Consider the following 25,415-nt stretch of genomic DNA (forward strand, 5'->3'; position numbering starts at 1 on the left):
GAGATCCGACATGCAAAAGATTCGTCGTGACGACGAGATCATCGTGATCGCCGGCAAAGACAAAGGTAAGCGCGGTAAGGTGCTTAAGGTTCTCGCTAACAACCGTTTGGTTATTGGCGGTCTGAACCTGGTCAAGCGTCATACCAAGCCTAACCCGATGTCGGGCGTGCAGGGCGGTATCGTCGAAAAAGAAGCTCCACTGGATGCTTCTAACGTCGCCATTTTCAACGGCGAAACCAACAAGGCTGACCGCGTTGGTTTCAAAGTAGAAGACGGCAAGAAAATTCGTGTCTTCAAGTCGACCCAAAAAGCGGTTGATGCTTGAACACTGCTAGGTAGATGAGACCATGGCACGACTAAAAGAGATTTACCGGAAGGAAATCGCACCGAAGCTTAAGGAAGAACTTAAGCTTTCGAACGTGATGGAAGTTCCGCGCGTTACCAAAATCACCCTGAACATGGGTCTGGGCGAAGCGATCGGCGACAAAAAAGTCATCGAGCACGCTGTAGCCGACCTGGAAAAGATCACCGGTCAGAAAGTCGTTGTGACTTACGCTCGGAAATCCATCGCTGGCTTCAAAGTCCGTGAAGGTTGGCCGATCGGCGTCAAAGTGACCCTGCGCCGTGAGCGTATGTACGAGTTCCTGGATCGTCTGCTGTCGATCTCCCTGCCTCGGGTTCGCGACTTCCGCGGCCTGAATGCCAAGTCCTTCGATGGTCGTGGCAACTACAGCATGGGCGTGAAAGAGCAGATCATCTTCCCGGAAATCGATTACGACAAGATCGACGCTCTCCGCGGTCTGGACATTACCCTGACCACCACTGCTCGGACGGATGAAGAAGGTCGCGCACTGCTGCGTGCTTTCAAATTCCCGTTCCGCAACTGATTGGAGTAGGACAATGGCCAAGAAGAGCATGAAGAACCGTGAGCTGAAGCGTCAGCTCACCGTTGCCAAGTACGCCACCAAGCGTGCAGCGCTGAAAGCTATCATCGTTGATCTGAACGCAAGTCCAGAAGCGCGTTGGGAAGCTACCGTAGCACTGCAGAAGCAGCCACGTGACGCCAGCGCTTCGCGCATGCGTAACCGCTGCCGCCTGACTGGTCGTCCGCACGGCGTGTACCGCAAGTTCGGCCTCGGCCGTAACATGCTGCGTCAAGCTGCAATGCGTGGTGACGTTCCAGGTCTGGTCAAGGCCAGCTGGTAAGCACTGTCAAAGTCGCGGCGGTCGGTATCGCAAGATCCTGACCACCGGTGACCTTGAACTTGAATCAAGCCCCTTTTGGGGCTTGATTCATTTGTGGGGTGTGTCTAGAATACCCGGCTCGCCTGAGCCCGTGTTTTTATTGCACGGATGCGCTCGGCGACACGTACTAGCCGAAAGGCTAATTTTTTGTGTATTAGGAGCGTCTAGCCCATGAGTATGCAGGACCCGTTAGCGGACATGCTAACTCGTATCCGTAATGCCCAGATGGCTGAAAAGTCCGTCGTAAGCATGCCATCTTCTACGTTGAAGGTAGCTGTTGCCAAAGTCCTGAAGGACGAAGGTTACATTGCGGGTTATCAGATCAGCAGCGAAATCAAGCCTCTGCTGTCCATCGAGCTTAAGTACTTCGAAGGCCGTCCGGTCATCGAGGAAGTGAAGCGCGTTAGCCGTCCAGGCCTGCGTCAGTACAAGTCCGTCGATGATCTGCCGAAAGTTCGTGGCGGTCTCGGTGTGTCTATCGTCTCCACCAACAAAGGTGTGATGACGGATCGTGCTGCGCGCGCTGCCGGTGTCGGCGGCGAAGTTCTTTGCACTGTGTTCTAAGGGGGGATAAGCATGTCACGCGTCGCTAAGAACCCCGTTAAGCTGCCAGCCGGTGTCGAAGTCAAATTCGCAGGCCAACAGCTTTCGGTGAAGGGTGCCAAGGGCACTCTGCAACTGAACATCCATTCGTCCGTTGAGATCGTTGAAGAAGCTGGTGAGCTGCGTTTCGCTGCTCGCAATGGCGATCAACAGACTCGCGCAATGGCTGGTACCACTCGTGCGTTGGTAAACAACATGGTCCAAGGCGTAAGCCAAGGCTTCGAGCGCAAGCTCCAGCTGGTCGGTGTTGGTTACAAAGCGCAAGCAAAAGGCACAGTGCTGAACCTGGCTCTTGGCTTCTCGCACCCAGTGGATTATGAACTGCCGGAAGGCATCACCGCTGAGACTCCTAGCCAGACCGATATCCTGATCAAGGGCATCGACAAGCAGCTGGTAGGTCAAGTGGCCGCCGAGATCCGCGACTTCCGTCCACCAGAGCCGTACAAAGGCAAAGGTGTGCGCTACGCGGACGAAGTCGTCCGTCGTAAAGAAGCCAAGAAGAAGTAGGGCATAGCAAATGACCGACAAAAAAGTTACTCGACTGCGTCGCGCTCGCAAAGCACGCCTGAAAATGCACGAACTCGAAGTCGTGCGTCTCTGCGTGTTCCGCTCGTCGCAGCACATCTACGCCCAGGTCATTTCGGCCGACGGCAACAAAGTCTTGGCAAGTGCCTCGACTTTGGATAAAGAACTGCGTGATGGCGCCACTGGCAACATCGACGCGGCCACTAAGGTTGGCCAGCTGGTCGCTACGCGTGCTAAAGCCGCTGGCGTCTCGCAGGTGGCTTTCGACCGCTCTGGCTTCAAGTACCACGGCCGCGTCAAGGCGCTGGCTGATGCTGCTCGTGAAGCTGGGCTGGAGTTCTAAGTTATGTCAAATAACGACCAAAAGCGCGACGAAGGCTACATCGAGAAGCTGGTTCAAGTTAACCGCGTAGCCAAAACCGTTAAAGGCGGCCGTATCTTCACTTTCACCGCGTTGACCGTGGTAGGTGATGGTAAAGGGCGTGTTGGCTTCGGCCGTGGCAAGTCGCGTGAAGTGCCTGCTGCGATCCAGAAGGCAATGGAAGCTGCTCGCCGCAACATGATCCAGGTTGATCTGAACGGCACCACCCTGCAGTACGCAATGAAGTCTGCCCATGGCGCTTCGAAGGTGTACATGCAGCCTGCTTCTGAAGGTACCGGTATCATCGCTGGCGGCGCTATGCGTGCTGTCCTCGAAGTTGCTGGCGTTCAGAACGTTCTGGCCAAGTGCTACGGCTCGACTAACCCGGTAAACGTGGTTCACGCCACCTTCAAGGGTTTGAAAGCAATGCAATCTCCTGAATCCATTGCCGCCAAGCGTGGCAAAAGCGTCAAGGAGATCTTCTGATCATGGCTACCGTAAAAGTTACGCTGATCAAAAGCATGACCGGCCGCATCCCTAACCACAAACTGTGCGTTAAGGGTCTGGGTCTGCGTCGCATCGGTCACACTGTAGAAGTCCAGGATACTCCCGAGAATCGCGGGATGATCAACAAGGCTTACTACATGCTGCGTGTCGAGGGTTAATCGATGAAACTCAATGATCTGAGTCCAGCGCCGGGTTCCCGTCGCGAAAAGCATCGTCCGGGCCGTGGTATCGGTAGTGGTTTGGGCAAGACCGGTGGCCGTGGCCACAAGGGTCAGACCTCCCGCTCCGGTGGCACTATTGCTCCAGGCTTTGAAGGCGGTCAACAGCCGCTGCATCGTCGCCTGCCGAAGTTCGGTTTCGTTTCCCTGAAAGCCATGGACCGCGCAGAAGTGCGTCTGTCCGAGCTGGCCAAGGTGGATGGCGACATCGTCACCGTGCAGTCCCTGAAGGATGCCAACGTGATCAACCAGAACGTACAGCGTGTGAAAATCATGCTGTCGGGCGAAGTTGCTCGTGCTGTCACCATCGGAAAGGGAATCGGCGCCACCAAAGGTGCGCGTGCGGCTATCGAAGCAGCTGGCGGCAAGTTCGAGGAATAAATGGCTAAGCAAGGTGCTCTCTCTGCGCTCGGCAAAGGCGGTATGTCTGAACTCTGGGCTCGTCTGCGTTTTCTGTTCCTGGCGATTATCGTCTACCGAATAGGCGCACACATCCCGGTTCCAGGTATCAACCCGGACCGACTCGCGGACCTGTTTCGACAGAATGAGGGGACCATTCTTAGCTTGTTCAACATGTTTTCCGGCGGCGCGCTGGAGCGGATGAGCATCTTTGCACTGGGGATCATGCCGTATATTTCGGCATCGATCATCATGCAGCTGATGTCCGCTGTCAGCCCGCAGCTGGAGCAGTTGAAGAAGGAAGGTGAAGCTGGCCGTCGCAAGATCAGCCAGTACACCCGCTACCTCACTGTCGTCCTCGCTCTCGTCCAGGCTGTTGGCATGTCCATCGGTCTGGCGGGGCAGGGCGTAGCGTTCACTGGTGACTTTGGCTTCCATTTCGTCGCGGTAACCACTTTTGTGGCGGGTGCGATGTTCATGATGTGGCTGGGTGAGCAGATTACTGAGCGTGGTGTTGGCAACGGTATCTCGATGTTGATCTTCGCAGGTATCGTCGCCGGTCTTCCGAGAGCGATCGGGCAGTCTTTCGAGTCTGCGCGTCAGGGTGATATCAACATCTTCGCCCTGGTTGCCATCGGTTTGCTGGCAGTAGCGATTATCGGTTTCGTGGTGTTCATTGAGCGTGGCCAGCGTCGTATCGCTGTTCACTACGCCAAGCGTCAGCAGGGCCGCAAGGTTTTTGCTGCGCAGACCAGCCACTTGCCGTTGAAGGTGAACATGGCCGGCGTTATCCCGGCCATTTTCGCGAGCAGCATCTTGCTGTTCCCGGCTTCGTTGGGTGCCTGGTTCGGCCAGTCTGAAGGTATGGGCTGGTTGCAGGACATCTCGCAGTCGATCGCTCCTGGTCAGCCGTTGAATATTCTGCTGTTTAGTGCAGGGATTATTTTCTTCTGCTTCTTCTATACGGCGTTGATGTTCAATCCGAAAGACGTAGCGGAAAACCTGAAGAAGTCCGGTGCCTTTATTCCGGGTATCCGTCCGGGCGAGCAGTCGGCGCGCTACATTGATGGCGTTCTGACGCGTTTGACCTTGTTCGGTGCTCTTTACATGACGGCCGTGTGCTTGCTTCCCCAGTTCCTGGTGGTTGCGGCAAACGTTCCGTTCTACCTTGGCGGGACCTCGTTGCTGATCGTGGTCGTGGTTGTGATGGACTTCATGTCCCAAGTACAATCGCACCTCGTTTCGCACCAGTACGAATCCCTGATGAAGAAAGCCAACCTGAAGGGCTACGGCAGCGGCATGTTGCGCTGAGTAGCGTCCATAAGGTTCGAGGAGTTGGTGATGAAAGTTCGTGCATCGGTGAAAAAGCTGTGCCGTAACTGCAAGATTATTCGCCGCGAAGGTGTTGTTCGGGTAATTTGCAGCGCGGAACCGCGTCACAAACAGCGCCAAGGCTGAGTGTGATTGTGCTTTAAGCCCGGCAGCTAGTGCGCTGCCGGGTTGATTATTTGTTATTACAGCGATATTATCTCGCGCCCTATTTCTTGGCTTCCGGGGCGTAGGTAGCTGTCAATTGGAGTCCCACTGAATGGCCCGTATTGCAGGCGTCAACATTCCAGATAACAAGCATACTGTTATCTCGCTGACCTACATCTATGGTGTTGGTCGCACTACTGCACAGAAAATTTGTGCAGAGACTGGGGTCAACCCAGCAGCAAAGATCAAGGATCTGAGCGACGAGCAAATTGAACAGCTGCGTGGCGAAGTGGCGAAGTTCACCACTGAAGGTGACCTGCGTCGCGAAATCAACATGAAAATCAAGCGCTTGATGGACCTCGGTTGCTATCGCGGTCTGCGTCATCGTCGTGGTCTGCCAGTACGCGGTCAGCGTACCAAGACCAACGCGCGTACCCGTAAAGGTCCGCGTAAGCCGATCCGCAAGTAATCGCCCCAGCGAATCGACAGGAATTTAATCATGGCAAAACCTGCTGCTCGTCCTCGTAAAAAAGTTAAAAAGACAGTGGTTGATGGCATCGCCCACATCCATGCATCTTTTAACAACACCATCGTGACCATTACCGACCGTCAAGGTAACGCTCTTTCCTGGGCTACCTCCGGTGGTTCGGGTTTCCGCGGTTCCCGCAAGTCCACCCCGTTCGCTGCTCAAGTAGCTGCTGAGCGTGCTGGTCAAGCTGCGCTGGAATACGGCCTGAAAAACCTCGACGTCAACGTCAAAGGTCCAGGTCCAGGTCGTGAATCCGCAGTCCGCGCTTTGAACGGCTGTGGCTACAAGATCGCCAGCATCACCGACGTGACGCCAATCCCGCACAACGGGTGCCGTCCGCCGAAGAAGCGCCGCGTGTAATCCAGGAGATTGTAAAGAATGGCTCGTTACATTGGTCCAAAATGCAAACTCGCTCGTCGCGAAGGCACCGATCTCTTCCTGAAGAGCGGCGTGCGCGCGATCGAATCGAAGTGCAACATTGAAGCAGCACCTGGTATCCACGGCCAACGCCGCGGTCGCCAGTCCGATTACGGCACCCAACTGCGTGAAAAGCAGAAGGTCCGTCGTATCTACGGCGTTCTCGAGCGTCAATTCAGCGGCTACTACAAAGAAGCTGCTGGCAAGAAAGGCGCAACCGGCGAAAACCTGTTGCAGCTGCTCGAATGCCGTCTGGACAACGTTGTATACCGTATGGGTTTCGGTTCTACTCGTGCCGAATCCCGTCAGCTGGTATCGCACAAGTCGATCAGCGTTAACGGCCAGACCGTGAACGTTCCGTCCTACCAGGTTCGTGCTGGTGACGTGGTTGCTGTTCGCGAGAAAGCAAAAAACCAACTTCGCATTGTCCAAGCTCTCGATCTGTGTGCCCAACGTGGCCGCGTAGAATGGGTAGAAGTAGACACTGAGAAGAAGTCGGGCGTTTTCAAGAACGTTCCTGCTCGCAGTGATCTGTCCGCCGACATCAACGAAAGCCTGATTGTCGAGCTCTACTCCAAGTAAGGGCTAGAAAATAGGTGCATCCATGCAGATTTCGGTAAATGAGTTCCTGACACCCCGCCATATTGATGTGCAGGTTGTCAGTCCAACCCGCGCCAAGATCACACTCGAGCCTCTCGAGCGTGGTTTCGGCCACACCCTGGGCAACGCGCTGCGCCGCATCCTGTTGTCCTCAATGCCCGGCTGTGCAGTAGTCGAGGCCGAGATTGACGGTGTGCTCCACGAGTACAGCGCCATCGAAGGTGTACAGGAAGACGTAATTGAAATCCTGTTGAACCTTAAAGGTCTGGCTATCAAGCTGCACGGTCGTGACGAAGTTACGCTGACCTTGTCGAAGAAGGGTTCGGGGGTGGTTACCGCTGCCGATATTCAGCTGGATCATGATGTCGAGATCGTTAACCCCGATCACGTAATCGCTAACCTGGCGTCTAACGGCGCCCTGAACATGAAGCTCACCGTAGCTCGTGGTCGTGGTTATGAACCGGCAGACTCGCGTCAGAGCGATGAAGACGAAAGCCGCAGCATCGGTCGCTTGCAGCTTGACTCTTCGTTCAGCCCGGTTCGCCGTATCGCATACGTGGTGGAAAACGCCCGTGTCGAACAGCGTACCAACCTGGACAAGCTGGTTATTGATCTGGAAACCAACGGTACCCTGGATCCTGAAGAGGCTATCCGCCGCGCTGCAACCATCCTGCAACAGCAGTTGGCTGCGTTCGTCGACCTCAAGGGTGACAGTGAGCCAGTGGTTATCGAGCAGGAAGACGAGATCGATCCGATCCTGCTTCGCCCGGTTGACGATCTGGAACTGACTGTACGTTCGGCTAACTGCCTTAAGGCGGAAAACATCTACTACATCGGTGACCTGATTCAGCGTACCGAAGTAGAGCTGTTGAAGACTCCGAACCTTGGCAAGAAATCCTTGACTGAAATCAAGGACGTTCTGGCCTCCCGCGGTCTGTCCCTCGGCATGCGCCTCGACAACTGGCCGCCTGCAAGTCTTAAGAAGGACGACAAGGCGACTGCCTGATCGTCGTAATCACCGAACGTTGTGTTTGGTAAGGAATGAACCATGCGTCATCGTAAAAGTGGTCGTCACCTGAGCCGCACCAGCTCGCACCGCAAGGCCATGTTCCAAAACATGGCGGTGTCGCTGTTCGAGCACGAGCTGATCAAAACTACACTGCCGAAAGCCAAAGAACTGCGCCGCGTTGCCGAGCCGCTGATCACTCTGGCCAAGACAGACAGCCTGGCTAACCGCCGTCTGGCTTTCGACCGTACTCGTTCGAAAGCTATCGTTGGTAAGCTCTTCAACGACCTGGGCAAGCGTTACGCTACCCGTGAGGGTGGCTACCTGCGCATCCTCAAGTGCGGTTTCCGCGCTGGCGACAACGCGCCTATGGCGTACGTCGAGTTGGTTGATCGTGCTACTGCCGGCGAAGCTGTAAGCGCCGAGTAAGACGACAGTCTGCAACGAAGAACCGGGCCTAGTGCCCGGTTTTTTGTGCTCGATAGAAAAGTGCTTTAGCCGTTTCGCTTGGCCTGGCTATTGGCAATCTTGCTTATTAGATAATGACTATCGAAGCCCATGATTTAATGAATTTGGATACTGCCACTAACATGATCAATACTCCTCACCAGCCGATTAGCCGGCAGTCCGAACCGACCTAGGAAGATTTGAGCATGAGCCAGACCAAAACGCTTACGACCGCCAGTGGCGCTCCTGTCGCCGATAACCAGAACTCTCGCTCCGCCGGCCCACGTGGCCCGCTGCTGCTCGACGATTTCCACCTGATCGAGAAGCTTGCTCATTTCAATCGCGAAAACATTCCAGAGCGTCGTGTGCACGCCAAGGGCTCGGGCGCTTACGGCACCTTCACCGTAACTCGCGACATCACTCAATACACCAGCGCCAAGTTGTTCGAGTCGGTTGGCAAGCAGACGCCGACTTTCCTGCGCTTCTCTACCGTGGGTGGCGAGCGCGGCTCCGCCGATACCGAGCGCGATCCACGCGGTTTCGCCCTGAAGTTCTACACCGAGGAAGGTAACTGGGACATCGTCGGCAACAACACACCGGTGTTTTTCATCCGCGACCCACTGAAGTTTCCAGACTTCATTCACACCCAGAAGCGCCTGCCACAAAGCAACCTCAAAAGTGCCCAGATGATGTGGGACTTCTGGTCGCACTCGCCCGAAGCGTTGCATCAGGTCACCATTCTGTTCTCTGACCGCGGTATTCCTGACGGCTACCGTCACATGCACGGTTTCGGCAGCCACACCTACAGCCTGATCAATGCCCTGGGTGAGCGTCACTGGGTGAAATGGCACTACAAGACCAAGCAAGGCATCAAGAACCTCGCGCCGGCCGAAGCTGCACGCCTGGCGGGCACCGATCCGGATTATGCCCAGCGCGACCTGTTCAACGCGATCGAGCGTGGTGACTTCCCGAAATGGAGTGTCTGCATCCAGATCATGACCGAGGCACAGGCCGCGGCCCATTACGAAAACCCGTTCGATGTGACCAAGACCTGGTCGCAGAAAGAGTTTCCGCTGATCGAAGTCGGCGAGCTGGAGCTCAACCGCAACCCGCTGAACTACTTCGCCGAAGTGGAGCAAGCGGCATTCGGGCCTAGCAACATGGTGCCGGGCGTGGGTCTCTCGCCTGATCGCATGCTGCAGGGTCGTGTGTTTGCCTATGCCGATGCACACCGCTACCGCGTAGGTACCAACCATCAGCAGTTGCCGGTGAACGCGCCGCGCAGCCCGGTTAATACCTACCAGCGCGACGGCGCCATGGCGTTCGGCAGCAATGGCGGCGCAGCTCCGAACTATGAGCCGAACAGCTTCGTGGAGGCGCCGAAGCAGGCGCCGCGTTATGCGGAGCCGGCGCTGGCCCTCAGCGGTGCGGCGGATCGGTATGATCATCGCGAAGATACCGACTACTACAGCCATGCCGGTGCGCTGTTCCGCTTGATGAACGATGAGCAGAAAGCGCTGTTGATCAGCAATATCGCCGGTGCTATGGCGGGGGTCTCGGCGGATGTTGTCGATCGCCAGTTGCAGCATTTCTTCAAGGCAGACGCTGCTTATGGAGAAGGTATCGCAAAAGCCTTGGGCGTACAGCTTAACTAAGTCTAAACGAGAAGCAGAACCGCCCTCATTTTGGCGGTTTTTGCGTTATTTACCCTCCTTTTCTCGGATTTTCTTCACTTTTATTGCGATAGGCGAGTGACCTTGCAGTCAGCTTGGTTCAAACTAGGGCCTTTCAAAGCTTGTGGAGATGTAGGGCGATGCAAGGTCACCCAGACGTAATCGATTACCTCAACACGTTGCTGACAGGCGAACTGGCAGCCCGTGATCAATATTTCATCCACTCGCGGATGTACGAGGATTGGGGTTTTACCGAGCTCTACGAACGTATCAACCACGAGATGGAAGAAGAAGCGCAGCACGCCGATGCGTTGATGCGCCGGATCCTGATGCTCGAAGGCACGCCACGCATGCGCCCGGACGACCTTGACATCGGTACCACCGTACCTGACATGCTCGCCGCCGACCTGCGTCTGGAATACAAAGTCCGCGCGGCGCTGTGCAAAGGCATCGAGCTGTGCGAACAGCACAACGACTACGTCACTCGCGAGATCCTGCGGGTGCAGCTCAACGATACTGAAGAAGACCACACTTACTGGCTTGAAAAGCAGCTGGGTCTGATCAAGTTGATCGGGCTGGAGAATTACCTGCAATCGCAGTTCTGATGTATTTATTGCGGGATAAAAAAGCCCCTGCCATCGATGAGATGACAGGGGCTTTTTCATGCCCGGTGTTTCAGTCCCGGTCACGCTCCAGCAACGGCTTGAGGTAATAGCCGGTGTGAGACTGCTTCATTTCCGCCGCTTGCTCCGGCGTACCTACGGCGATGATCTGGCCGCCCTTGGAGCCGCCTTCCGGCCCGAGGTCTACCAGCCAGTCAGCCGTCTTGATCACATCCAGGTTGTGCTCGATGACCACAACGGTGTTGCCGTGGTCGCGAAGGCGATGCAATACATCGAGCAATTGCTGGATATCGGCGAAGTGCAGGCCTGTGGTCGGCTCGTCGAGGATATACAGGGTCTTGCCGGTATCGCGCTTGGACAGTTCACGGGACAGCTTGACCCGCTGCGCCTCGCCGCCGGACAAGGTCGTCGCCGACTGCCCGAGCTTGATGTACGAAAGCCCTACATCCATCAATGTCTGGAGCTTGCGCGCCAATGCCGGTACTGCGTCGAAGAACGCTCGGGCCTCCTCGATTGTCATTTCGAGGGTTTCGTGGATGTTCTTGCCCTTGTACTTGATCTCCAGCGTTTCACGGTTATAGCGCTTGCTCTTGCACACATCGCACGGCACATAGATGTCGGGCAGGAAATGCATCTCCACCTTGATCAGGCCATCGCCCTGGCAGGCCTCGCAGCGCCCGCCCTTGACGTTGAACGAGAAGCGGCCCGGGCCGTAGCCCCGCGAGCGTGATTCCGGTACGCCGGCGAACAGTTCGCGGATCGGCGTGAACAACCCGGTATAGGTCGCCGGGTTGGAGCGCGGCGTCCGGCCGATCGGGCTCTGGTCGATGTCGACAACTTTATCCAGATGCTCCAGGCCCTTGATGCTGTCGTGCGCGGCGGCTTCCAGGGTGGTGGCACCGTTCAGCGCGGTGGCACTGAGGGGAAACAGCGTGTTGTTGATCAGCGTCGACTTGCCGGAGCCGGAAACACCGGTAACGCAGGTCAGCAGGCCGATCGGGATTTCCAGGTCGACATTGCGCAGGTTGTTGCCGCGTGCGCCCTTGAGGGTCAACGACAGCTTTTTATTGCGTGGGGTACGCTTGGCCGGCACCTTGATCTTCACCCGGCCCGACAGGTATTTGCCGGTCAGCGAGTCGGGGTGCGCCATGACTTCGGCGGCGGTGCCCTGGGCGACGATGTGTCCGCCGTGCACCCCCGCGCCCGGGCCGATATCCACGACGTAATCGGCGAGGCGAATCGCGTCTTCATCGTGTTCGACCACGATCACCGTATTGCCGATGTCGCGCAGGTGTTTCAGCGTGCCGAGCAACCGGTCGTTGTCCCGCTGGTGCAAGCCAATGGACGGTTCGTCGAGGATGTACATGACACCCACGAGCCCGGCACCGATCTGGCTGGCCAGACGGATACGCTGGGCCTCACCGCCGGACAGGGTATCCGCGCTGCGGTCGAGAGTCAGGTAGTCCAGGCCGACGTTCACTAGGAACTGCAAGCGTTCGCGGATCTCCTTGAGGATCTTGTCGGCGATTTCGCCACGACGGCCGGTGAGCTTCAAGCCGCCGAAATAGTCAGTGGCATCGCCGATCGGCAGGCTGGTCACCGCCGGCAGGGTTTTCTCACCCACCCACACGTGCCGCGCCTCCCGGCGCAAACGGGTGCCGCGGCAGTCCGGGCAGGGCTGGGTGCTGAGGAACTTGGCGAGTTCTTCGCGCACGCTGGCCGATTCGGTCTCGCGGTAGCGCCGTTCCAGGTTAGGCACGATGCCTTCGAACGGGTGGGAGCGCTTGACGATATCACCACGGTCATTCAGGTATTTGAAATCGACGTTCTGCGTGCCGCTGCCGTGCAGGATGAATTTCTGCTGGTCCGCAGGCAGCTCGTTGAATGGTTTGTCCAGGCTGAACTTGTAATGGGCCGCCAGCGACCCGAGCATCTGGAAATAATAGACGTTGCGCCTGTCCCAGCCACGAATCGCGCCTTCGGCCAGGGTCAGCTCGCCGTTGACCAGCCGCTTGGTGTCGAAGAACTGCTTGACCCCCAGGCCGTCGCAGGTCGGGCAGGCGCCGGCCGGGTTGTTGAAGGAAAACAGCTTGGGTTCCAGCTCGCTGATGGCGTGGCCGCAGATCGGGCAGGCGAAGCGTGCCGAGAAGATAATCTCTTCACCGGGTTCGTCGTCCATCGGCGCCACCAGGGCGATGCCGTCGGCCAGCTTCAGCGCGGTCTCGAAGGATTCGGCCAGGCGCTGCTGCAGGTCGGCGCGGACCTTGAAGCGGTCTACCACCACATCGATCGAGTGCTTCTTCTGTTTATCCAGCTTCGGCAGCTCGTCGAGCTCGCAAAGCTTGCCGTTGACCCGGGCGCGTACGAAGCCCTGGGCGCGCAATTCTTCGAAGACCATCAGGTGTTCGCCCTTGCGCTCGCGAATCACCGGTGCGAGCAGCATCAGCTTGCTGCCTTCCGGCTGGGCGAGCACCAGGTCGACCATCTGGCTGACGGTCTGGGCTTCCAGTGGGGTGTCGTGATCAGGGCAGCGGGGGATACCAACTCGCGCATACAGCAAGCGCAGGTAGTCGTAGATCTCGGTAATGGTGCCGACCGTCGACCGCGGGTTATGGGACGTCGACTTCTGTTCGATGGAGATCGCTGGCGACAGGCCTTCGATGGTATCGACGTCGGGTTTTTCCATCATCGACAGGAACTGCCGGGCGTAGGCCGACAGCGATTCGACATAGCGGCGCTGGCCTTCGGCGTACAAGGTGTCGAAGGCCAGGGATGATTTGCCGGATCCGGACAGGCCGGTGATGACGATCAGCTTGTCCCGGGGCAGGGTCAGGTCGATGTTCTTCAGGTTGTGGGTACGGGCCCCACGAATCAGGATCTTGTCCAAAGTGGCCTCGCTCGGCGGGCGTCGAAAACGTAGGAGTATACGGGCAAATACTGGATGGATGCACACTATTGCAAGCCATACATGAAGACTGCGCGGCAAACGGTCGCCATATACCCCCTCAATCGATGGGACTGGTAGAATCCCCGCCGGTTCACACGAGGTTTTTCCATGCAAGATCCCCACAGCGAACGCATGAGTAGCGGCGAGACCCGCGCGGCAGGCGGTCTGGCCCTGGTGTTCGCCTTCCGCATGCTCGGCATGTTCATGGTGTTGCCGGTACTGGCGACCTATGGCATGGACCTGGCGGGCGCGACCCCGGCCCTCATCGGGCTCGCCATCGGCGCCTACGGCCTGACCCAGGCGATTTTCCAGATTCCCTTCGGGATCATTTCCGACCGGATCGGCCGGCGCCCGGTGATTTACCTGGGGCTCATCGTGTTCGCCCTCGGCAGCGTGCTGGCGGCGAATGCCGATTCGATCTGGGGCGTGATCGCCGGACGGATCCTACAAGGAGCGGGCGCCATTTCCGCTGCCGTCATGGCGTTGCTGTCGGACCTGACCCGCGAGCAACATCGCACGAAAGCCATGGCGATGATCGGCATGACGATTGGTCTGTCGTTCGCCGTCGCCATGGTTGTAGGACCGTTGTTGACCCGTGCCTTTGGGTTGTCGGGGTTGTTCCTGGCGACCGGTGCCATGGCACTGGTGGGCATCCTCATCGTCGCGTTGATCGTGCCGCGCTCCACCGGGCCGTTGCAGCACCGTGAATCCGGGGTGGCCCGCCAGGCGCTGGTGCCGACGCTAAAGCATCCTGACCTGCTGCGCCTGGACCTGGGCATCTTCGTGCTGCATGCCATGTTGATGTCCAGCTTCGTGGCCTTGCCGCTGGCGCTGGTGGAAAAGGCCGGCCTGCCCAAGGAGCAGCACTGGTGGGTCTATCTGACGGCACTGGTCATTTCGTTCTTCGCCATGATTCCGTTCATTATCTATGGCGAGAAGCGACGCAAAATGAAACGAGTTTTGCTCGGCGCCGTCGTGACGCTCATGCTCACTGAGCTATTCTTCTGGCAGTTCGGCGACAGCTTGCGCGCCTTGGTGATTGGCACGGTGGTGTTCTTCACCGCGTTCAACCTGTTGGAGGCGTCACTGCCGTCGCTGATCAGCAAGGTGTCACCGGCGGGCGGCAAGGGCACGGCGATGGGGGTTTATTCCACCAGCCAGTTCCTCGGTTCGGCATTGGGCGGGATCCTCGGCGGCTGGCTGTTCCAGCATGGCGGTTTGTCGGTTGTGTTCCTGGGATGTGCCGCGCTGGCTGCACTTTGGCTGGTTTTTGCTGTTACCATGCGCGAACCTCCGTATGTGACGAGCCTGCGCTTGCCGTTGTCGCCCGAAGCCATCCGCGAAGCAGGCCTGGCCGAGCGCCTCAGGGCCGTCGTTGGAGTAACCGATGCAGTGGTGGTCGCCGACGAGGCGGCCGTTTATATCAAACTGGACACCGAATTATTGGATCGTGCGACGCTTGAGCGCCTGGTGAACAACCCGGCCCCGGCAGCGTGCGAAGCCTAGGAGAACGTTATGGCCCGTGGGGTTAACAAAGTCATATTGGTCGGTACTTGCGGCCAGGATCCAGAAGTTCGTTACCTGCCTAACGGCAACGCCGTGACCAACCTGAGCCTGGCGACCAGCGAACAATGGACCGACAAGCAGACCGGCCAGAAGGTCGAGAAGACCGAATGGCACCGCGTGTCGATGTTCGGCAAAGTGGCGGAGATTGCCGGCGAATACCTGCGCAAGGGTTCGCAGGTCTACATCGAAGGCAAGCTGCAGACCCGCGAGTGGGAAAAAGACGGCATCAAGCGTTACACCACCGAAATCGTGGTCGACATGCAAGGCACCATGCAGTTGCTCGGTGGCCGTCCGCAAGGCGACCAGCAGCAGGGCGGCAACAACTACCAGCAGTCGGCTCCACGCCAGCAAGCCCCTCGTCCGCAATCGGCGCCACAGCCACAGCGCGAGCGCCCAGCTCCGCAACAGGCCGCACCGCAACCGGCTCCGGATTTCGACAGCTTTGATGACGATATTCCGTTCTGATCCGCAGTGGTTTCATTCGATGAGTCTCCTCATCGAATGAAACCTGAAAGCTCGATAAAGCCCTCTTCGCTGCAAAGCCTGGAGGGTTTTTTTCGCTTTGCGTAAGCCAAGGTGTCCCAAGGATCAATCAAGTGAGATGAGCACGGATTGACGGGTTATGCCGCGAATGGATCAGTCATAAATAATCTTTTGATAGACCGGCGTTTGCTTGGCGCTGTGCTTGATGCGCCGCACCGAACTGCCGGTTATCAGGTGTCCACCGAGAAGAAGATTGCCACAAGGCGATCGCGGTTCGAAAAGCTGCTGTCTCAAGACCCTTATCGCTTCCGCGCCCAGTTCATCGCGGGGCACGTGAAGCGTGGTGAGCGGTATATCGTTGATGTCCGCCAGGTTGAACCCGTCCATGCTCATCACTGAAACATCCTGAGGAACCCTCAAGCCGGCATTCTGCAGCGCTTTAACCGCGCCGGCTGCCATGAAGTCGCCCCCGGCCAGGATGGCAGTCGGTCGGTCGTCGGGTGCGCAGTTTTCCAGGAAGGCCGCTACCCGCGCTTCAGATTCAGCACTGCCGAAACCCTCGGCAACCATCAGGTGTTTTGTTTCGATGAATTCGAGATTTTGCTCCTTCCATGCATCACGGATTCCACGTATCCGCAGATCCATCGTGTACCGCCTGAGACACTGGAGGGTCAGTACATTTCGGTGCCCCATCTGAAACAGATAATTTATCGAATAATGACCGATCAAGAAGTGGTCGGGCGATATCGAGGGCAAGCGCATGCTGCGATCAATGCAGTTGATCAGTACCGTCGGCTTGCTGAGGTCCGCCGCGAGTTGGTGTATGTGCGGATCATCAATACCAATCAGGATCGCCGCACCGGTGTCCTTCTGATTCATCTTCTGTAAAAACAGCAATGCGTCGCTATCAACCTCTTCAAGCTCGCAGTAGCGAACTCGAACATCATGTTGCGCGACCGCCTGTGTGATGCCCTGGATAACTTTGTAGTAGAAGATATCCGAGCGTACGTTGAAGGCCCGCGAGGGCGCGAAGATGGTAAGCCCGTTGAGCAGGAAGCGACCATTGGCGAGGCCTTCCATCACGCCCTGCTGACGAGCCGCCGCCAGCACTTTTTCTCTCGTGGCGGGGCGGGTGTTGGATTTGCCAGCAAGCACCCGGGACACCGTCGCGATGGACAGGCCCGTCTGTGCCGCAATTTCAGCAATGCGTAACTTTCCCACCGTGGCTTATCCATTGAGACAATTTATGTAAAAGCTTTCATAGCAGAAAAGGGCCATCAATCCTAGCGTGCTTGGGTTTCTGTCGAGTTGCGTCGGCGGTGGATGTAAATCTATACACGCCTGCTTCTGTACGGATCATGAGCAGTTGCCATAGCGTTCAAGCCTCAAATAAAAACAAAACGCCGGAAAATACGGCGACAGGCGAAGAATTGATGACTATCGATATCGAACGCAATGCTCGACTTTCGGCCAAGCTAAAATTCATCCCGCATCTGCGATGGTGGATGCTTTCCCTGTTTTTGCTCGGCGTCACCGTCAACTATATAACCCGCAATTCACTGGGTATCTTGGCGCCGGAACTGAAAACCACGTTCAGCATGTCGACGGAACAGTACTCGTGGGTCGTCGCCTCGTTTCAACTTGCCTACACAGTTTTCCAACCCGTCTGCGGCTGGCTGATCGATGCGATCGGGCTCAAGCTCGGCTTCGTCATATGCGCCGTCGTATGGTCAGTGATGTGCCTTCTTCATGCCGGGGCAGCGAGTTGGGTACATCTGGCGATTCTGCGTTTTTTCATGGGCGCTTCGGAGGCAGCGGCTACACCCGCCAATGCCAAGGCGATAGGGGACTGGTTTCCCAAAAAAGAACGCCCTATCGCTGCGGGATGGGCGGGGGTTGGTTTTTCTCTGGGGGCGATGCTCGCCCCTCCCATCATCTATCTGGCTCATGTAAGCCTGGGCTGGCAGGGCGCATTCCTGATTTCCGGCGGGATCGGCCTGATATGGGCTGCCGTCTGGGGATGGCTCTACCACGCTCCCACTATTCATCCGCGCTTATCGCCCGATGAGTTGAAGCATATCCAACAAGACGGCGAAAAAATCGGCCAGCAAATGCCTTTTTTCAAAGCGTTGAAAAAGATTGGTCGGGACAAGCGATTTTACGGTATCGCGCTTCCCGCCTTCATGGCAGAGCCGGCATGGGCAGTCATGAGTTTCTGGGTGCCGCTGTATCTGGCCAACGAAAGAGGAATGGACCTCAAGCAAATCGTACTGTTTGCCTGGGTTCCGTTTCTGGCGGCGGATCTGGGCAGTGTCGCCAGCGGTTACCTGTCACGCGCTTACCATCGATTTTTCAAATGCACCCGTGTGAACTCGATTGTCGCCAGTTCAATCACTGGCGCGTTCCTGATGTTTTCGTTAGCCGTGATGACCCAGGTGGAAGACCCCTATGTAGCGATTGCGCTTATTTCAGTCGGCGGTTTTGGCCACCAGATTATCTCCTGCATGTTAAGTGCACTGGTCGTCGAAACGTTTGATCGGGATGAGCTGGCGACTGTGAACGGAATGCGAGGCTCATGTGCCTGGATTGCCAGCTTCATTTTTTCGCTGATCATCGGTGTCAGCGTGGACAAGATAGGATTCAACCCATTGTTCATTGCGATGGGGCTCTTTGATTTTATAGGTGCGTTTTTCATGATTTTGTTTATCGCCGACAGAGCGTCCAAACCTGAAGCGGTGCGTGCCCAATGAAGTCACTTAAAGTCTGGGAATTACAGGCCCAGGAAAAAGGCTACATCGAGCTTCTGGTCGAGGGCCGACATCTCTTCAGGATTCATATCCTCGAAGACGGTTTGGCGCGTGTCCTGCTCATGCGTGCAGGCGCGTTGGCACTGGATCGGACCTGGAGCATCGCGCCCCGGGAGGATGTCGCCTGGGAGGGCCGGGCCCGCGAGTCGTTGGCGGATTTTTCTTTGCCCGCGTACCGGGTCGAAGAATTTCAGGACCGGTTGGTACTCACGACCAGAAAACTCCGCATCACGGTAAATCGTCCGCTGTGGTTGCAATGGGAATACCACGATGGCCAGGACTGGAGGCCGTTGGTTTCGGATCGGCCCACCGGTGCCTATTCGCTTGATGCTCATGGTGAAGGCCTGGAGCATTACCAGCTTCGCGCGCCGGAACATCGCTATTACGGGCTCGGCGAAAAGACCGGCGATTTGAATCGCGCCGGCAAACGCTTTGAAATGCGTAACCTGGATGCAATGGGATATGACGCTGCGAGCACTGACCCGCTGTACAAACATATCCCCTTTGTCATCACGCACCAGGAGCACGCCAGCTTCGGGATGTTCTATGACAACCTGAACACCAGCCTCTTTGATCTGGGGAACGAGCTGGATAATTATCACCGGCCCTACCGTCGGTACAAAGCGGATGCCGGTGACCTCGATTACTGGGTACTTGCAGGCCCGCGCATACTGGATGTGACGAAGGCTTTTGTTCGTCTGACCGGACGCACTCTGTTTCTGCCTAAATGGAGCCTGGGCTACAGCGGCTCGACGATGCACTACACCGATGCCGAAAATGCCCAGGAACAATTGCTGGAGTTTCTTGATCTGTGCCGTCGGCACGATATCCCTTGTGACTCTTTTCAACTGTCATCCGGGTACACCTCCATTGGCGAAAAACGTTATGTTTTCAACTGGAATCGTGAAAAGGTCCCAGACCCCAAGGCGCTTGCCCAGGCCTACCGTGATGCCGGCGTCAGGCTGGTCGCCAACATCAAGCCTTGTCTCTTGCAGGATCATCCGCGCTACGCCGAGGTAGCTAGGCGAAACATGTTCATCGGCGACTCTGAACACGACATGCCAGAGCGCTCTGTCTTCTGGGACGATGAGGGCTCTCATCTGGACTTCACCAACCCGGACGCTGTCAGCTGGTGGCAGTCGAATGTCACAACACAGCTGTTGGAGCTGGGTATTGAATGCACGTGGAACGATAACAATGAGTTCGAGGTGTGGGACGGTGAGGCACGCTGCCACGGCTTCGGGCGCGAAATAGCAATCAAACATATCCGGCCTGTCATGGCATTGCTGATGATGAGAGCGTCTTTAGAGGCACAACAGCGGTTTTCGCCATCGGAACGGCCCTATCTCATCTCACGCTCAGGTTGCGCCGGCATGCAGCGCTACGTTCAGACTTGGAGCGGTGATAACCGAACCAACTGGAAAACCCTCCGCTATAACACCCGCATGGGCCTGGGCATGAGTCTGTCGGGGTTGTACAACGTCGGGCACGATGTAGGTGGGTTCTCGGGTAACAAGCCGGATCCGGAGCTGTTTGTCCGTTGGGTCCAGAATGGTGTGATGCATCCACGCTTCACCATTCACTCCTGGAACGACGATGGCACCGTCAATGAGCCATGGATGCACCCAACGGTCACCGATGCGGTCCGTGACGCCATCGGTCTCCGATACAGATTGATGCCTTACTTCTATACCTTGCTGTGGCAAGCCAGTAACGAAGATGAGCCCATCTTGCGACCTACGTTTCTTGACCACGAGCATGACCGTGAAACGTTCGAGGAAAACGACGAGTTCCTTCTTGGCCGAGATGTCCTCGTCGCCAGCGTGGTAGAGGAAGGCGCCCGCGAGCGCGAGGTGTGGTTACCCCTGAATGCGACGGGATGGTGCGACTGGCATACCGGTGACTGGTACGAAGGCGGTCAATCCGTTGTTCTGGTTGCGCCTTTGGAACGTTTGCCCTTGTTGGTGCGAGGGGGCGCTGCGATACCGATCGGTGAATGCCACAAGCTTAACGATCCCTCTCTTGATCGGCGTCGCGAGCTGGTGATTTTTCCTGCGCCTTCAGGTGCCTCCAGCGGCGTGCTGTTTGAAGATGACGGCATCAGTCATGACTGGAAAAACGGCAACTGCGTTGTCATCAAATGGACCCTTGAATATGGCCTGGACTTCATTGATTTGACGATCGCTAAAACAGGGGACTTTTGTCCGGCGTGGGAGCAGCTTGAGGTGTCCTTGAAGATTACGGATGCGCGAGCCTTGAGAATCAATGGCCGTAGTGGGTGCGCTTTGAAGTTGGCGGATATTCCGGAGCATGGACAACTTCATTGATTCGCTGGCAGGTCTTGCCCTCCCGGTCCAGGAGGGCAAATCCACCGGCTCACAAATCCAGATCCAATAACTCCTGCATCCTCTCGCCAATCGACTGTGTCAACCATGTGGCATGGAACGCCATTTCCGCCACCGTGATATCCACCCGAAACCGAAGCGCAATCGGCTTGCCATCGGCTCCGGTGTAGCCGACATCAAAGTGGTTCACGTTAGCGAAAGTGCTCAGGGTGTAGGGCTTGATGTAATGGATGTCGCTGTAGGGCACGCATTCTTCGGTGGTTTCCCGGGCAGGACGGCACTGGGTGAAGGTGAGGCGTTGCTGGCGTTCGTCGAAGCAGAAGCCAAGCACCTTGGGCCCTGAGGCGAGCCAGTTGATCGTACAGACGGCCGCGAACGCACTGATGAACATGAGCGCGATAATCAGCGGTTCCATAATGATCTGCTGGTGAATCGGCGACAGGCCTTCGACCTTGAACAGCATCAGGGTAAACACTGCCAGCCAGTAGGCAGGCAGGGCGAGCAAGATTGCCGCGACGTAGATCATGGTCCCCAGGAAACCCGGCCTGGATACGTCGCTTGCGCAATCCCACGTGGGCGGGTGCCGTGGCGCTGATGTAGCGGTCGGGAAGGGCGATTCGACCAGGCGCGGCGGGCGTCTGCGTTTCATGCGGCTGGCTCTTCGGAAAGATATCTGGCCATTCTCGTCGTAACCGCTCACACCCGCCTAGTCATTTCCGCTTGCTGTCGATGGCTGCGTCTACGCCTGGCTGCCGCTCAGGAATTGCGCGGTACTCACCACATTCGCATAGGCAAACCCCAGCGCCGACATGAACGCAGCGTGGACATGGGCCGCAGGGACGACGAGGCCGTTGAATTCCAGGTCGCGGCTGGCACAGGCATCATGCACCACCGTGACCTCATAGCCCATGTCAGCGGCAGCGCGGGTAATGCCGTCGATGCACATGTGGCTCATGCTGCCGACCACGACCAACCGTTCGATGCCGTGCTGTTCGAGGATCGCTTGCAGTTCGGTTTCGCGAAACGAATTGACGAAGTGCTTGAGCACGACCGGTTCATCGGCGCGGTTGAGTACCTTGGGATGCAACTGCGCACCTTCAGAGCCGGGCGTAAAAAATGGCGCTTCGTCGGAGGTGAATTCGTGACGGATGTGCACCACCTGGTTCCCGGTCTGGCGAAACGCCTCGATCAATCTGACGGCATTGTCGGCAGCGGCTTCGGCGCCGACCAAAGGCCATTTGCCTTCGGGGAAGTAGTCGTTCTGGATATCGACTACGATGAGCGCTTGCTTGGACATGGTACTTCCTCGGTTATCAACAGGGGGAAAGTCAGTATTGGTCCTGAACGGTGATGCGGGAATTGGCCGTAACGACAATAGGCGAGGGAAAACTGACAATGGCGCAGGAACAGGCATTCGTCGAACTCGGCGTGCTGATCTACCCCGGCGCGCAAATGGCCGCGGTGCATGGTTTGACCGATCTGTTTGCCGTGGCGGATGGCATTGCGGCGGAGCATGCCAGTGTGCAGCTGCCGCGGCTGCGCGTGAGCCACTGGCAAACGGCGGGCGGAGAAATGCCGTCGCGGGTGTTTGCCAGTGATGCCGGTCCGCACGCGCCATTGGTGGCCTTGTTGATCCCACCGTCCATTGCCGGCTTCAATGAAGCTGTGGCAACACCGACGCTGATGGATTGGCTCCGGGCGCAACACGCTAGCGGCACGGTACTGGGCGGGGTTTGCGTCGGCTCCATCCTGCTGGCCGAAAGCGGTTTGCTGGATGGGCGTAGTGCCACGACCCACTGGACCTCGGCCAAGACCTTTGCGGCACGTTATCCGAAGATCAAGCTCAACGCCGATAAACCCATTGTCGACGACGGCGACCTGATCACCACCGCCGGGCTCATGGCCTGGTCGGAGCTCGGGCTGCGGCTGGTGGACCGCTTGCTCGGCCCCGGCATCGCCACACGCACCGCGCAGTTTCTGGTGATCGAGCACAGCGACAGCGCGAGCCAGTGCGGCAGCAATTTCGCGCCGATCCTCGGGCATGGCGATGGAGCGATTCTGAAAGTGCAGCACTGGTTGCAACGCAGCGGCGCGGTGGATGTTTCCCTTGGCGCGATGGCCGAACAGGCCGGGCTGGAGGAGCGCACGTTCCTGCGCAGGTTTCGCGCGGCTACCGGCCTCAAGCCCACCGAATACTGCCAGCACCTGCGGGTCGGCAAGGCCCGGGAAATGCTGGAGTACACCAACGGTACCATCGACCACATTGCCTGGACCGTCGGTTATCAGGATCCGGGTGCCTTTCGAGCGACGTTCAAGAAAATCACCGGGCTGGCGCCGAGTGATTACCGGGCAAGGTTCGGGGTGAACCCGAGTGCTGCCAAAAGCTGACACGGAGCCTCAATGGCGAGGGAACTTGCTCCCGCTGGGGGTGAAGCCCCCGAATAATGTGCACCGCGGTTTGTCAGTTTAAGGTTGGGGCTGCTGCGCAGCCCAGCGGGAGCAAGCTCCCTCGCCACGGGGGAAATGCTGGCTCGGGATGTCGTGCAAATTGCCGGACATCCGCTTCCAGTCGTGCAGAATGAAACAGGCCCGGTGCCACATCATCCGTTCATCCCCCCGATTCCTTGACCGTTCGTCCCCCGCCGTGCCGTTGGCCTGATCTCTGCAATCCTTATAGCTACGGCTATTTAGCGCAGTTGAAAGGACAACGCATGACCCAGATCCATCGTGACAAATGTGTAGTGGCCCACTCGGTCAATCCCCAGGCACCCCTGCATGAAGTCGAGACCAATCGGGCGCTGGCGCGCTGGCTGGCGAATATCCTTGGCCTGGAGTTCGGCGGCAGCTATGACAGCCGGAACCACGCCGGGCGGGATCTGTACCTGTTGCCTACGCAAACCCTGATCGGTCCCGAGGCTGCGTTGCGCCTGGGCGTCAAGGGACCGGACGATCTTTGGGGCGGTTACGTCGACCACGATTTCATCTGCACCAAGGCGATTGCCCATGGTCTGTTGAATAAGGATGCGGTCGCGCCGAAGGGCTGGTCACCGCTGTTCGCCAAGCTGACCCGGGGCGTTGTGCTCGATGGCATCAGCGTGTTTTCGCTCAAGGATGCGCGCCAGGCCGCCGAGCACTTGCTCTACGCCGGGCCGATTCGCTTCAAGCCAATCCATGCTTGCGCCGGACGTGGCCAGCGAGTCATCCGGAGCATCGGGCAATTCGATGAGATCGTCGCGGCTCCAGACGCCCAGGCATTGTTCAGCGAGGGAATCGTGCTGGAACAGAATCTCAGTGAGGTCAAGACCCAGAGCGTCGGCCAAAGCTTTATCAACGGCAAGGTCTTGAGCTACTGCGGCGTGCAGCACCTGACCCACGACAACGAAGGGGAAGAGGTCTACGGCGGCTCCGACCTGCTGGTGGCGCAAGGGGGCTACATCGAGCTTCTCGGCCTGGAATTGCCGGACGATGTGCGCGAAGCGGTCCGGCTGGCGCAGGTATTCGATGACGCCGCCAACCAGGCTTTCCCCACGTTCTTTGCTTCGCGGCGCAACTACGACATTGCCCAAGGGACGGATACCGGGGGCCAGCCTCGCGGTGGCGTGCTGGAGCAGTCCTGGCGAATGGGCGGCGCCAGCAGCGCTGAACTGGCTGCCTTGCAGGTGTTCGTCGAGGACCCATCGATCCGCGCGGTTCGGGTGTCCTCAGTCGAAACCTACACCGACCAACCGCTGCCGCCCGGCGCCACGGAGGTTTATCGCGGCGCTGCGGAAAATGGTGATTTCCTACTCAAATACGTAACGGTTCAATCCTATGACGGCTAGAAGCGAAACCATCCAGATTGCGATTGATGATGAACACATGAATGGAACCTTCCTCAGCCCCAAGTCGAAGGTTCCCGGTGTGTTGTTCGTACACGGTTGGGGCGGCAGCCAGGAGCGAGATCTCGAGCGGGCCAAAGGCATCGCCGGCCTGGGCTGCGTGTGCCTGACCTTTGACTTGCGCGGCCACACCGGTGGGGCCGGGATTCCACTGTCGCGGGTCACGCGCGAGGACAACCTGCGGGACTTGCTGGCGGCCTACGACCGGTTGCTCGCCCACCCGGCCCTGGACACCTCGGCGATTGCGGTGGTCGGTACCAGCTACGGTGGTTACCTGGCCTCGATCCTTACCTCATTGCGACCGGTGCGCTGGCTGGCCCTGCGGGTGCCGGCGCTGTACCGCGACGAGCAGTGGCACACGCCCAAGCGCGACCTCGACAAGGCTGACTTGCTCGATTACCGCAGCACCCTGGTGCACGCCGATACCAACCGGGCCTTGCACGCCTGCGCGCAATTCACCGGCGATGTGTTGCTGGTGGAGTCGGAGACGGACGATCATGTGCCCCACGCCACGATCATGAGCTACCGGGCCGCCTGCCAGCAGACTCACTCGTTGACTCATCGGATCATCGATGGCGCCGACCATTCCCTGAGTGACCCCGTGTCACAGCAGGCCTACACCTCGATCCTGGTGAGCTGGATCACGGAGATGGTGGTGGGCGAGCGGTTGAGCATCATTCAGGAGCGGTAGACAGCTGGTGTCCTGGCGGGCCTCTTCGCGAGCAGGCTCGCTCCCACAAGGACTCGCAGAAAGTCTGAG

At 57.8% G+C, this 25,415-nt stretch carries 29 protein-coding genes; 25 read left to right on the forward strand and 4 right to left on the reverse strand.

Translation table 11 applies throughout. The features are described 5' to 3' along the window. Positions 1–10 precede the first annotated feature (10 nt). The 18 genes from rplX (at position 11) to bfr (ending at position 10,611) form a co-directional block, all read left to right on the forward strand. Complete coding sequence (gene rplX / locus J3P89_RS02750; RefSeq protein ID WP_003176416.1) at positions 11–325, forward strand: 50S ribosomal protein L24; 315 nt, start codon at positions 11–13, stop codon at positions 323–325. A gap of 22 nt (positions 326–347) precedes the next feature. Next, on the forward strand, positions 348–887 hold the full coding sequence (gene rplE, locus J3P89_RS02755) for a 50S ribosomal protein L5 (RefSeq protein WP_030140492.1): 540 nt from the start codon (positions 348–350) through the stop codon (positions 885–887). 13 nt (positions 888–900) lie between these two features. Continuing rightward, positions 901–1,206: a 30S ribosomal protein S14 gene (rpsN, locus tag J3P89_RS02760; protein WP_003186042.1), complete on the forward strand. Its 306-nt coding sequence runs from the start codon at positions 901–903 to the stop codon at positions 1,204–1,206. A gap of 210 nt (positions 1,207–1,416) precedes the next feature. Continuing rightward, a complete protein-coding gene (gene rpsH / locus J3P89_RS02765) occupies positions 1,417–1,809 on the forward strand; it encodes a 30S ribosomal protein S8 (protein WP_003186040.1) in 393 nt (130 codons plus the stop codon). A 12-nt stretch (positions 1,810–1,821) separates the two neighbouring features. After that, the gene (rplF, locus tag J3P89_RS02770) at positions 1,822–2,355 is read left to right on the forward strand and encodes a 50S ribosomal protein L6 (RefSeq protein ID WP_003186039.1); all 534 of its coding nucleotides are present in this window, start codon (positions 1,822–1,824) and stop codon (positions 2,353–2,355) included. Positions 2,356–2,365: 10 nt separating this feature from the next. Beyond that, positions 2,366–2,716, forward strand: coding sequence for a 50S ribosomal protein L18 (gene rplR, locus J3P89_RS02775; protein WP_003186037.1), 351 nt, complete (start codon positions 2,366–2,368; stop codon positions 2,714–2,716). 3 nt (positions 2,717–2,719) lie between these two features. Continuing rightward, complete coding sequence (gene rpsE, locus J3P89_RS02780; protein ID WP_003186035.1) at positions 2,720–3,220, forward strand: 30S ribosomal protein S5; 501 nt, start codon at positions 2,720–2,722, stop codon at positions 3,218–3,220. A gap of 2 nt (positions 3,221–3,222) precedes the next feature. Next, on the forward strand, positions 3,223–3,399 hold the full coding sequence (gene rpmD / locus J3P89_RS02785; RefSeq protein WP_003176408.1) for a 50S ribosomal protein L30: 177 nt from the start codon (positions 3,223–3,225) through the stop codon (positions 3,397–3,399). 3 nt (positions 3,400–3,402) lie between these two features. Continuing rightward, positions 3,403–3,840, forward strand: a complete 438-nt coding sequence (gene rplO / locus J3P89_RS02790) for a 50S ribosomal protein L15 (protein ID WP_003186032.1) — start codon at positions 3,403–3,405, stop codon at positions 3,838–3,840. Continuing rightward, positions 3,841–5,169: a preprotein translocase subunit SecY gene (secY, locus tag J3P89_RS02795; RefSeq protein ID WP_018612224.1), complete on the forward strand. Its 1,329-nt coding sequence runs from the start codon at positions 3,841–3,843 to the stop codon at positions 5,167–5,169. It begins immediately after the preceding gene. A gap of 30 nt (positions 5,170–5,199) precedes the next feature. Further along, positions 5,200–5,316: a 50S ribosomal protein L36 gene (gene rpmJ / locus J3P89_RS02800; protein WP_002555468.1), complete on the forward strand. Its 117-nt coding sequence runs from the start codon at positions 5,200–5,202 to the stop codon at positions 5,314–5,316. 130 nt (positions 5,317–5,446) lie between these two features. Continuing rightward, on the forward strand, positions 5,447–5,803 hold the full coding sequence (rpsM, locus tag J3P89_RS02805) for a 30S ribosomal protein S13 (protein ID WP_009045849.1): 357 nt from the start codon (positions 5,447–5,449) through the stop codon (positions 5,801–5,803). Positions 5,804–5,833: 30 nt separating this feature from the next. After that, positions 5,834–6,223 (forward strand): 30S ribosomal protein S11, encoded by a 390-nt coding sequence (gene rpsK, locus J3P89_RS02810; protein WP_002555466.1) that lies wholly within the window; start codon positions 5,834–5,836, stop codon positions 6,221–6,223. Positions 6,224–6,241: 18 nt separating this feature from the next. Then, entirely contained in the window at positions 6,242–6,862 is a 621-nt protein-coding gene (gene rpsD, locus J3P89_RS02815; RefSeq protein ID WP_003176404.1) for a 30S ribosomal protein S4, read from the forward strand. Positions 6,863–6,884: 22 nt separating this feature from the next. Then, positions 6,885–7,886, forward strand: a complete 1,002-nt coding sequence (locus J3P89_RS02820) for a DNA-directed RNA polymerase subunit alpha (RefSeq protein ID WP_003176403.1) — start codon at positions 6,885–6,887, stop codon at positions 7,884–7,886. Between the two features lie 42 nt (positions 7,887–7,928). Continuing rightward, positions 7,929–8,315 (forward strand): 50S ribosomal protein L17, encoded by a 387-nt coding sequence (gene rplQ / locus J3P89_RS02825; protein ID WP_003176402.1) that lies wholly within the window; start codon positions 7,929–7,931, stop codon positions 8,313–8,315. A gap of 224 nt (positions 8,316–8,539) precedes the next feature. Then, the gene (locus tag J3P89_RS02830) at positions 8,540–9,988 is read left to right on the forward strand and encodes a catalase (RefSeq protein WP_434627781.1); all 1,449 of its coding nucleotides are present in this window, start codon (positions 8,540–8,542) and stop codon (positions 9,986–9,988) included. A gap of 158 nt (positions 9,989–10,146) precedes the next feature. Continuing rightward, a complete protein-coding gene (bfr, locus tag J3P89_RS02835) occupies positions 10,147–10,611 on the forward strand; it encodes a bacterioferritin (protein ID WP_024778335.1) in 465 nt (154 codons plus the stop codon). A 70-nt stretch (positions 10,612–10,681) separates the two neighbouring features. Here bfr and uvrA read toward each other — a convergent pair whose 3' ends face one another. Then, positions 10,682–13,516, reverse strand: coding sequence for an excinuclease ABC subunit UvrA (gene uvrA / locus J3P89_RS02840; RefSeq protein ID WP_434696653.1), 2,835 nt, complete (start codon positions 13,514–13,516; stop codon positions 10,682–10,684). Positions 13,517–13,684: 168 nt separating this feature from the next. Here uvrA and J3P89_RS02845 point away from each other — a divergent pair, with 168 nt between their 5' ends. Both J3P89_RS02845 and J3P89_RS02850 read left to right on the forward strand, forming a co-directional pair. Continuing rightward, entirely contained in the window at positions 13,685–15,082 is a 1,398-nt protein-coding gene (locus J3P89_RS02845; RefSeq protein WP_305498449.1) for an MFS transporter, read from the forward strand. Between the two features lie 9 nt (positions 15,083–15,091). After that, positions 15,092–15,607 (forward strand): single-stranded DNA-binding protein, encoded by a 516-nt coding sequence (locus J3P89_RS02850; RefSeq protein WP_024778338.1) that lies wholly within the window; start codon positions 15,092–15,094, stop codon positions 15,605–15,607. A gap of 171 nt (positions 15,608–15,778) precedes the next feature. Here J3P89_RS02850 and J3P89_RS02855 read toward each other — a convergent pair whose 3' ends face one another. Then, the gene (locus J3P89_RS02855) at positions 15,779–16,846 is read right to left on the reverse strand and encodes a LacI family DNA-binding transcriptional regulator (RefSeq protein ID WP_434655269.1); all 1,068 of its coding nucleotides are present in this window, start codon (positions 16,844–16,846) and stop codon (positions 15,779–15,781) included. A 212-nt stretch (positions 16,847–17,058) separates the two neighbouring features. Here J3P89_RS02855 and J3P89_RS02860 point away from each other — a divergent pair, with 212 nt between their 5' ends. Together J3P89_RS02860 and J3P89_RS02865 are read left to right on the forward strand one after the other, a co-directional pair. After that, a complete protein-coding gene (locus tag J3P89_RS02860) occupies positions 17,059–18,375 on the forward strand; it encodes an MFS transporter (RefSeq protein ID WP_434601986.1) in 1,317 nt (438 codons plus the stop codon). Then, entirely contained in the window at positions 18,372–20,759 is a 2,388-nt protein-coding gene (locus tag J3P89_RS02865; protein WP_434696654.1) for a TIM-barrel domain-containing protein, read from the forward strand. The genes J3P89_RS02860 and J3P89_RS02865 overlap by 4 nt, the downstream gene beginning before the upstream one ends. 49 nt (positions 20,760–20,808) lie before the next feature. Here J3P89_RS02865 and J3P89_RS02870 read toward each other — a convergent pair whose 3' ends face one another. Together J3P89_RS02870 and J3P89_RS02875 are read right to left on the reverse strand one after the other, a co-directional pair. Then, positions 20,809–21,426: a hypothetical protein gene (locus J3P89_RS02870; RefSeq protein ID WP_434696655.1), complete on the reverse strand. Its 618-nt coding sequence runs from the start codon at positions 21,424–21,426 to the stop codon at positions 20,809–20,811. Between the two features lie 90 nt (positions 21,427–21,516). Beyond that, positions 21,517–22,074: a cysteine hydrolase family protein gene (locus J3P89_RS02875; protein ID WP_434696656.1), complete on the reverse strand. Its 558-nt coding sequence runs from the start codon at positions 22,072–22,074 to the stop codon at positions 21,517–21,519. A gap of 98 nt (positions 22,075–22,172) precedes the next feature. On the opposite strand from J3P89_RS02875, the gene J3P89_RS02880 reads away from it, so the two are divergent. The 3 genes from J3P89_RS02880 to J3P89_RS02890 all read left to right on the forward strand — a co-directional run bounded on the left by J3P89_RS02880 (position 22,173) and on the right by J3P89_RS02890 (position 25,346). Beyond that, entirely contained in the window at positions 22,173–23,165 is a 993-nt protein-coding gene (locus J3P89_RS02880; protein WP_434696657.1) for a GlxA family transcriptional regulator, read from the forward strand. Positions 23,166–23,488: 323 nt separating this feature from the next. Continuing rightward, entirely contained in the window at positions 23,489–24,598 is a 1,110-nt protein-coding gene (locus tag J3P89_RS02885; protein WP_434627800.1) for a DUF3182 family protein, read from the forward strand. Continuing rightward, positions 24,588–25,346 carry an alpha/beta hydrolase family protein gene (locus tag J3P89_RS02890; protein ID WP_434571500.1) on the forward strand — a complete coding sequence of 253 codons (759 nt, stop codon included), beginning with the start codon at positions 24,588–24,590 and terminating at the stop codon, positions 25,344–25,346. Before J3P89_RS02885 ends, J3P89_RS02890 begins: the two co-directional genes overlap by 11 nt. Positions 25,347–25,415 lie beyond the last annotated feature (69 nt).

Source organism: Pseudomonas sp. Z1-14 (assembly GCF_051132005.1).
GTDB lineage: Bacteria > Pseudomonadota > Gammaproteobacteria > Pseudomonadales > Pseudomonadaceae > Aquipseudomonas.